A 796-nucleotide genomic window follows, 5' to 3' on the forward strand; every position below is an offset into this window, starting at 1 on the left:
CAAATCTAATTTCATCAATTGAAGTTGTTTTTTATCCCACGTAAACTATCAAAAAGAAACAGGTGAACCTTTTGTCTACAGAGAAAAAAATTAAAGTTATTCGCATGTCTAACCATGGATTTGATATTAAACCCTATCACCAAAATACAACTTTGGACTTTTTAAACGTGACAATAACTGATTTAAATCAAAGTATTACAATCTCTTCTGAACAAGCAAAATACAATAAAAATAATAAAATAGTCGGTTGTTTTTGTTTCCTTGATAAATTTGATGAATCTCAATTAGACACTGGGGGTAACTTATCTTTTAGAATCGAAAACAAGCGAAATATAGGCTACTTACCAGCCGATGAAATCGTATTTGTTAGAAACACCCTAAATAATAAAATTGCAGATCGATTTGTATACGGATTTGAAACAGATACGATACATCCTATCACCCAAAAACCCATTACCGAAAGATTCGGAGGATTCACCTATGAATTTGTAAAAATGCCACTATGGTTAGCAATACAAAGATTAAATGAACACATCAAGAATAAAAATGGTATGGCTCCAGACGAGGTTATATCCGAGTTCTATTTAACAGAAGAACAAGTTAAAAATAAGTTAATCCTTAAAGAAGAATAATTTGTTCCGATGATTATATAAGTAAGATCCTTATAAAAAATCGCTCTTGAACCGAATATGGATATTTACGAAAATAGACCGTCATTTGTATGGTCTATTTTTTTAGAGGATTGACAAATCAAAGATGTAAATTACAAAAGAATAGCGAGAGGGTGATAAATATG

1 protein-coding gene is annotated in these 796 nt (G+C 30.5%); it reads left to right on the plus strand.

The features are described from left to right. Positions 1–62: 62 nt before the first annotated feature. Positions 63–632 carry a hypothetical protein gene (locus RCF13_RS23655; RefSeq protein WP_308141603.1) on the plus strand — a complete coding sequence of 190 codons (570 nt, stop codon included), beginning with the start codon at positions 63–65 and terminating at the stop codon, positions 630–632. Positions 633–796 lie beyond the last annotated feature (164 nt).

Origin of the sequence: Stenotrophomonas maltophilia group sp. RNC7, from assembly GCF_030910085.1 — a bacterium.
GTDB lineage: Bacteria > Pseudomonadota > Gammaproteobacteria > Xanthomonadales > Xanthomonadaceae > Stenotrophomonas > Stenotrophomonas sepilia.